Raw genomic sequence first — 7,991 nt, 5'->3', positions numbered from 1 at the left:
GGGCACTACGATAACCTCGATTACGATTACGACAACGACAACGACAACGACAACGACGCTAACGGCACTTTCGAGGCGCGCCGGATCAGTCGCCAAAACGCACGCTGACCTCCCCCGAGTGGAAGCGCTGGAGGCCCTCGGCGGTGTGCAGCCGCAGGGCGCCGTCGGGGTCGATCCCGGCATAGTCGCCCACGATCAGGCGCTCGCCCTGTTGCAGCCGGACCCGCTGCCCGCGCAGTAGGTCGAACCCGGCCCACTCGCCCAGGAAGGGCTTGAGCCCGAGGTCGCCGTAACACTCCAGCATCTCCAGCAGGCCCTCAATGAGCGCGGCGGCCAGGCGATTGCGCCCCGGGGCTGTGCCGCCCAGGGCCTCGCGCAGGTCGGCCCAGGGCTGGTCGATGGCCTGCCCCTGGTCCGCCTCCAGGCGCAGGTTGAGGCCCAAGCCCACCACCAAGTGACTCGGCCCCTGGGCCTCGCCCGCCACCTCCAGCAGCAGACCACCGAGTTTGCGGTGCCGCCACAGCAGATCATTGGGCCACTTGAGCCCCAGGTCCGCAACCCCCAGGCGACCCAAGACCCCGGCGACGGCCGCCCCCGCCGCCAGACTGACCCCGCCCACGGCCGCGGGTCCGAAGGGGTAGCGCCACAGCAGCGATAGATAGAGATTGGTGCCGAAGGGGGACACCCAGGTCCGGCCGCGCCGCCCCCGCCCGGCCGTCTGGCGCTCGGCGAGACAGACAGTGCCCGCGGGGGCCGACAGCGCCGCGTCCGCCATGAGTCGGTCATTGGTGGAAGCGAGTTGGTCGTGGATCTCAAGCCGGGCGAGCCGCGCCCCGCCGGCGGGGCAGAGGGCGCCGAGGATCAGTGCCGGGTCCAGGAGTTCCAGCGGGGTCGAGAGTCGGTAGCCGCGGCCGGGGGCACTCTCAAGGGCGAGACCATAGTGGTCGGTGGCCTTGCGCAGCGCCTTCCAGACGGCCGTGCGGCTCAGACCCAGGCCCTGGGCAATCGCGGCGCCGGAGTGATAGTCCCCGTCGGCGAGCAGGCGGATCAGGTCGAGGCCCCGTGGCATGAACCGCTCAGGCCAGACGGGCGAGCCAGGCGGCCAGCGCCGGGGCCGCCCCGGCGGGCACCGGGTCCAGGCGCATCAGTTCGCAGGTATCCGCGGCGGCCGGCTGCGGGCTGGCGGTAAGTTCCATGAGTTCGTCGCGGCGAAACAGGTGCAGGCGGACTTCGGTGTCGGTCCCGGTCGCGGCCACCCGCCGCTCCAGGTTCTCCGCCGTGACGCGCAGCCCGTCCACGGCCACCACCAGGTCCCCCGGCGCCAGTCCGGCGCGCTCCCCGGCCCCGCCGGACAGGACGTTTTGGATCACCGCATCCGCACACCCGGCGCTCAGCCGGATCGCGAGGCTGGGTTTGGCCGTGCCCGGCGCGAACCGCGCGACGACCCCACCCTGGTCCTTGGGCCCGGTCGCCGGGCGCAAACGCATCGCCACCCCCACCTGGGCGAGCAGGGGTGCCAGGTCCAGGTCCGTCGTGCCGTCCAGGGCCTGGGTAAAAAAGCCGTCCAGGGCGAGGCCGGAGACCTGCGCGGCCATGGCCTCCACGCCGCGCTCCGGTACCCCGACCCCGGTACGGCCGTAGTGTTCCCAGAGGGCGCGCATCACGTCGTCCAGGCAGACCCGGCCCTGGGTCTCGCGCCGAATGGTCAGGTCCAGGGCGAGCGCCGTCAGCGCCCCCTTGGCGTAATAGCTGACGATGGCGTTGGGGGCGTTGTCGTCCTGTCGGTAGAACTTGGTCCAGGCATCGAAGCTGGACTGCGCCAGCGACTGGACCAGCCGGCCGGGGGTGCGCATGACCCGGGTGATGGTCTCGGCCAGGAGTTGCAGATAGGCATCGGTGTCGATACAACCGCTGCGCACCAGGGCCAAGGTGTCGTAATAGGACGTGATACCCTCGAAGGCCCAGAGGGTGCGGGTGTGGACCTCGGCGCTCAAGTTGCCCGTCATCAGGGCCGCGGGCCGAATGCGCGTGACGTGCCACAGGTGGAAATACTCGTGGCTGCACAGACCGAGGAAGCGCCGGTAACCCTCCGTGGGTGCCGCGACGGCCGACTGCGGGAGGTCATCCCGGGTGCACAGCAGACTGGACGAGAAGCGATGCTCCAGACCACCATAGCCGTCACCGACCGCGGCGGTCAGAAAGAGATAACGATCGAGCGGCAATTCACCGAAAAGCGCGGCGTGCTGCTCACAGACCAGCCCCAGGTCCTGCCTCAGGCGCTCCAGGTCGCACCGCTGCCGACCGCTGATGACCATCGCGTGCGGGACCGAGCGGACCGCAAAGTTGATCAACTCGAAGTCCCCCATCTCCACCGGATGGTCGATCAGGTCGGCATAGTCGTCTGCGAGATAGGCGCCGAAACCCCAGGGCGCGGCGTCCAGGGCGCGCAGACTGGTGGCCACCCGCCAGTCCCGGTACCGCTCCCCCGGCGGTGGCAACAGCTCGATACGACAGGGCTGGTCGACGTAGCCGCTGACCTGCAGCAGCAGACTGGGACCGTTGAAATAGGCATGGGTACAGTCGAGATGGGCAGAGCGGACCGTGAACTCCCAGGCATAGACCTGGTAGCGAACGATCAGGGGCGCGGTGCAACCCTGGTCGGGGACCAGTTCCCAGGTCTGTTTGTCCAGTTTGGTCAGTGTGAGGGAGCGGCCGCCGACATCGTGCGCGGCAATGCGTACGACGTTGCGCGCAAAGTCCCGGATCATGTAGCTGCCGGGACACCAGGCCGGCATGGCGAGCCGCAGCAGCGTCGCCACCGGGCCCGCGATCACCAATTCCACGGCGAACAGATGGGCCTGCGGGTCGTGCGGACACACTCGGTAGGTCAGCACGGGCATCGGTGCTCGCGCGTCACCGCTCAGGAAGGCCGGGGCGACGGCCCCGGCCTTGCGCGTTGCTTACCAGCGCGGGCCGCGGGAGGGACGCTCACCGCGCGGCTTGGCCTGGTTGACCTTCAGGTTGCGACCCTTCAGGGGGGTCTCGTTCAGGGCCTTGATGGCCGCATCGGCCTCCGAGTTGTTCGGCATCTCGACGAAGCCGAAACCCTTGGAGTCGCCCGTGAATTTGTCGGTGATCAGGTTGACGCTGGAGATCTCGCCATAGGCGGCGAAGGCGTCGCGCAGATCGTCTTGGGTCACGGAGTAGGCCAGGTTGCCAACGTAGATATTCATCGTTCAAGTGTTCCGTCAAAGTGCATTGAAGAGAGAGTGAGAACGGTCGAATGATCAATGCACAACTGATTCGACAGTCTTTGTCCCCAACCGTTGGGGCGAAATCGTGGCGCGGCCGGGCCGCGTCGGCAGACGGCAAATCGATACCGACGGCTAGCGGCCGCGGGCCGGCATGGCACGCCGGCCACCCGGCCGCGCGGCCGGCGCCCCGCCCATGCGATCACCGCGTGGCCCGCTGCGCGGGCGCGGGGCGAAATCGGTGCGCCCGCGCACGCGCTCGTCATCCTCGTCGCGATCGGCTGGCGGATTCGCGGACGGCTCGAACCCGACGACGGGGGTCATGGGGATTTCCCGGCGCAACAGGCGCTCGATCCCCTTGAGTAATCCCTTCTCGTCATGGCTGACCAGGGACAGGGCCGCACCGACGGCACCGGCGCGGCCGGTACGCCCGATGCGGTGGACATAGTCCTCGGCCACGTTCGGCAACTCAAAATTGACCACTTGGGGCAGATTGGCGATATCCAGGCCGCGCGCGGCAATATCGGTCGCCACCAGGGCCCGTACCAAGCCGCGCTTGAACTCGTCCAAGGCCCGGGTGCGCGCCGATTGGCTCTTGTTGCCGTGGATGGCCGCGGCGGTGATCCCGTCACGCGTCAGCTTCTCGGCAAGCTTATTCGCCCCATGCTTGGTGCGGGTGAAGACCAGTACCTGCTCCCAACCCTCGCGATGGATCAGGTGGGCCAACAAATCGGGCTTGCGCTGCCGGTCGACCGGGTGCGCGGACTGGGCGACCGCCTCGATCGGCATGTTGCGCCGGGCCGCCACTTCAACGGTCTTGGGGTGCTTGAGCAGGCCGTCGGCGAGGCGTCGGATCTCATCTGAATAGGTCGCGGAGAACAGAAGGTTTTGCCGCCGCTCCGGAATCAGGCGCAAAATCCGCTTGATGTCGTGGATGAAGCCCATATCGAGCATCCGGTCGGCCTCATCCAGCACCAGGATTTCGACCCGGGACAGGTCCACCGTGCGGCGGGTCGCATGATCGAGCAGACGCCCGGGGGTCGCGATCAGGACATCGACGCCGCGCTGGAGCTTGTCCACCTGGGGCTGCATCCCGACGCCGCCGAAGACGATCGCGGACCGTAACGGCAGGTGAATGCCGTAGGCCGCGACCCGCTCCCCGACCTGGGCGGCGAGTTCGCGCGTCGGCGTCAGGATCAGCGCGCGGGGGTGGCGTTGGGGATGGCCCTGTTCGGCTAACCGATGTAAGACGGGCAGTACAAAGGCGGCGGTCTTACCGGTCCCGGTTTGGGCGCCGGCCAATAGATCATGACCGGCAAGTATCTCTGGGATGGCTTGCGCCTGGATCGGCGTCGGCCGACCGTAGCGCTGCGTCGCAACGGCGCGCAGCAAGTCGGCCCTGAGGCCGAGCGAATCGAAAGACATGGAGGCTCCGAGCCTGTTTGCCCAGGCGGCTTACCCGGCGTTTCCGGGACCGATCCAGGCAAAGTGATAGAAAATGGACGCTCGACGGCGACGCCTGAAAGTCTGCAAAGCGATCAACCGCGAGGCGGGGTGCAACGACCGCTTGGCGCCGGATCGGGCAGATTTTGGAGTCTAGACACATACGAAGCGAAAAGCCAGCGGATTTGTTGGACTCGAGCCATCCCGCCACCGAATCCCGCTGATGCCCCTCGTACCCGACTCATCGAAGCCAATATTTTCATTGACTTAACTTCGCCGAGACGGATGCCGCACCCAAGCAGCGCCGACCCCGCGGAACGCTGCGACGCCGCGCTGAGCGCCGCGCAATGGACCACCGTGACCCGCTCAAAGCACACCCGCCGGGGGCGCACCTTGACGCACACATGGCGGTGGATTTGATCGCCGCATCAGCCAAGCGTCGCGCCGGTTTCGACTTAGAAATCCGGCGCGGGGCTCAGGGCGCGGGAAATCAGGCCTCGAGCACCTGGAGGTAATTGGCCTTGAACGACTCACGATCCGCCTTGACGGACGCATCGTAGCCCTGCTCCTGCATCTTCTGCTTCATCCACCCCGGCAGCACGCCGCGGACATAGACATTCTCCGAGTTCTCCGGATCGACATAACGGGTGTAGTCGCGTCCGGAGGGGGTCGCACGGGGCGCGGCCGCGGCCCCACGACGACGGCGGGGCATGATCAAGGGGACAATCTCGTCGACCTCATACCCGTTTTGGCTGATCAGGTCCCTGATCTGCTGCACCACGCCCTGCTTCGCCTCTTGCCGCCGGGTGGTCAATGCCCGCTGCAATTCCGACTTGCTGTGCTCGATTTCCTCGAGCCGCTGCCGAATCTCATCAACGTTAAGGTTTGCGTACTCCACGATGGGTACCTCCGATCTGAAAATGGATGGACTGAGTTGGTCTGCGTATCGCCGCGGATAGCTGTCACGAGCGCGCCCTTACTAATGTATTCGTTTCGCAATGAAAGTCAAGTGAGGAAGACAAAAAATACCGGGCGCTGGACCGCCGCACCGCAGCCGACGGCGCGCCTGGCACCGACGCCGCGGCACGTTTGCACAGGTACCGCCGGGGGACTCGACCATGCAGGCGATTCAATCGCGGACAACTGTCCACGGGCATTCCTGCGTTGGCTGGCAGCAGTGGTCACGACCGGACTCACTGCCATTCGTGCGCGGCGCGACCGGGCAAGTATGGCGCCGCGCCGTTCGTCGCCGCCGGGATGCCGCGCAACGCAATCCCGGTCCCCGGTACGATCGGCTGATGGCGGCCGTGTCTGCGAGGCTGCACCCGGATTGCGCCGACGCGCCGTCCGGCCGCCGCAGCGGTTACTGCCAATACCTGCCCGACCGCGATGCACTGACACGTAACTGCTGGAGCAGGCGTGCTCATAACACCACGGACGCGATGCTCGTCGGGGCGCCCCGGGGGGAGCGCGCATGGGGTTACAGGGGCAGGACAAAACAGCGCGGCGCACCGCACCTTCATCGCGTTTCGCAACATCGACAATGGCGCGGGCAGCGATCAGTCAGGACCTTTCGCTGGTGGGAGGCAGCAAGTGGAGCGGGGAGGAAGGAGGAAGGAGGGGGAACCACGGGCAGTGGGCCTGGACCACGGGCGCCGGAACCCTCGCGCGATCGTTATTGTCGGCATCCGCAAGGCCTGGTTTGGTATTGCTCGGCCGACGCGGCACCCGCTCGCAACAGTTCCGACCAGGTCGAACCCGCCGTTGCGGCCCATGAATTGGTGCCCGGGGCGGGACTCGAACCCGCACGCCTCGCGGCGAGGGATTTTAAGTCCCTTGCGTCTACCGATTTCGCCACCCGGGCGTTATCTTGGAATCCCCGGTCCGCGCCGCCTCCCAGGGCTGCGCAGCCACGCTGGGAGCCTGCCGGTTGCGGTGCGGACGACTGCTCGCCAGGGACGCTGGGCAGTTGGCGATAGCGCCAGCCGGCCGCGCTCGGACGCGAGCCAGGCAGTCGTTAAGTGGAGGCTGAGCCCGGAATCGAACCGGGGTGGGCGGCTTTGCAGGCCGCTGCATGACCACTCTGCCACTCAGCCCAAGCCCGGCAGTATAGTAGGGACGCGCGCGCTTGTCACCAGTAAAGCCGTCCACCCTGACCAACGACCAAGTGAATGCGTGCTCGCCACACTCGCGCCGGCGCCGGCGCGACACTGCCCCGCAAGGGTCGACCGGAATCGTGCGCAAGGCCCGCGGTGGGTTCGGGATGCGGCTTAGAAGGCGGCCGCGAAGGCCGCTGCGAAGCGGTCGTAGTCCGCTTCGGGCAGGTGATTGATGCCGGCCGCCGCCTTGCGCCCGCCCCCGGTCGCGAATTGGCGGCACAGTTGGTCGGCACCCGCGGGGCGGGTCAGCGGGGCACGCACGCTCACCAGGAAGCCGCCGTGCGGCAGTCGCGTCAGCAGGGCATGGGCACACTGCGGCGCGGCCTGTGCAAGCGCGTTGGCAAAGACCCCGCTGACGCGCCGCGCCCAGGGTTCGTCCGGCAGAATGTGTAGCCGGTGGTGCGCCTGCATGAGTGACGGCGCGGTGCCCCGCGCGCGCGCCAGATCATCCGCGTAGCCGCTGCTCAAGCGCTGGAAGGTCGGGTCCTCGCGGATGAACGCCAGCGGGTCCGCGTAGCGACACAGGCGGCGATACAGATCATCGGGGGCGCAATGCAGATCGGCCACGGCAGCGCCGTAACCATTGTAATTGATGCAGATGCCCAGTTCTCGCAAGAGCGCAAGCTCGGCCGCGGCGAGCCCGAGCGGTACCGCCGCACGGTCCGCCGCGGCATCGAAATTGTCGCCGTAGGTGCCCACCACCGCCCAGGCGCGAAAACGCCCGCCGACGAATTCATCGACCAACAGGCTCGTACCCTTGTCCGGACTGGTCTCGATGTGACAATCAAGCCCGGGGTGGGTGGGGATCTCACCGGGAAAATGGTGGTCGAAGTAGCGTACGCGGGCGCCCGCGGCCAATATCCGGGTCAGCGCCGCACGGTTGCTGTCCAGCGCGATGTCGAGCACCGTGACCCGGTCCCCGGGGCCGGCCTCAACCCGCTCCAAAAGGGCAATGTCGCGCTTGACCCCGGTTACCAGGGTGGCTTCGCGCGGGTGTGCGAGCCGCAGTTGCCGCAACGCACAGATACCGTCCGCGTCCCCGTTGAAGACGTCGAAATGGGCCATGATTCACCTCTGCTGCGGGTTAAATTTCTCGTGGGCCGGATGGATTTGCGCCCCCCCACCAGCCGCGCGGCCG

6 protein-coding genes and 2 tRNA genes are annotated in these 7,991 nt (G+C 67.4%); all 8 read right to left on the bottom strand.

The window, feature by feature from the left end:
• Positions 1–85: 85 nt before the first annotated feature.
• Positions 86–1,069, bottom strand: coding sequence for a biotin--[acetyl-CoA-carboxylase] ligase (locus QZY48_RS30925; protein WP_295437860.1), 984 nt, complete (start codon positions 1,067–1,069; stop codon positions 86–88).
• Positions 1,070–1,076: 7 nt separating this feature from the next.
• Positions 1,077–2,900, bottom strand: a complete 1,824-nt coding sequence (locus tag QZY48_RS30920) for a PDZ domain-containing protein (RefSeq protein ID WP_295437858.1) — start codon at positions 2,898–2,900, stop codon at positions 1,077–1,079.
• A gap of 60 nt (positions 2,901–2,960) precedes the next feature.
• A complete protein-coding gene (locus QZY48_RS30915; RefSeq protein ID WP_100918615.1) occupies positions 2,961–3,233 on the bottom strand; it encodes an RNA-binding protein in 273 nt (90 codons plus the stop codon).
• Positions 3,234–3,386: 153 nt separating this feature from the next.
• Positions 3,387–4,676 carry a DEAD/DEAH box helicase gene (locus tag QZY48_RS30910; RefSeq protein ID WP_295437856.1) on the bottom strand — a complete coding sequence of 430 codons (1,290 nt, stop codon included), beginning with the start codon at positions 4,674–4,676 and terminating at the stop codon, positions 3,387–3,389.
• Between the two features lie 508 nt (positions 4,677–5,184).
• Positions 5,185–5,592, bottom strand: coding sequence for an H-NS histone family protein (locus tag QZY48_RS30905; protein WP_295437855.1), 408 nt, complete (start codon positions 5,590–5,592; stop codon positions 5,185–5,187).
• Positions 5,593–6,473: 881 nt separating this feature from the next.
• A tRNA-Leu gene (locus tag QZY48_RS30900) sits at positions 6,474–6,558 on the bottom strand.
• Between the two features lie 158 nt (positions 6,559–6,716).
• Positions 6,717–6,790: transfer RNA gene (locus tag QZY48_RS30895), tRNA-Cys, on the bottom strand.
• A gap of 174 nt (positions 6,791–6,964) precedes the next feature.
• Positions 6,965–7,918, bottom strand: a complete 954-nt coding sequence (locus QZY48_RS30890; RefSeq protein WP_295437852.1) for an acetyltransferase — start codon at positions 7,916–7,918, stop codon at positions 6,965–6,967.
• Positions 7,919–7,991 lie beyond the last annotated feature (73 nt).

The sequence above is a fragment of the uncultured Thiodictyon sp. genome (genome assembly GCF_903828115.1).
In the GTDB taxonomy this organism is placed as follows: Bacteria; Pseudomonadota; Gammaproteobacteria; order Chromatiales; family Chromatiaceae; genus Thiodictyon.
This window is presented reverse-complemented; position numbering and strand designations above follow the sequence as displayed.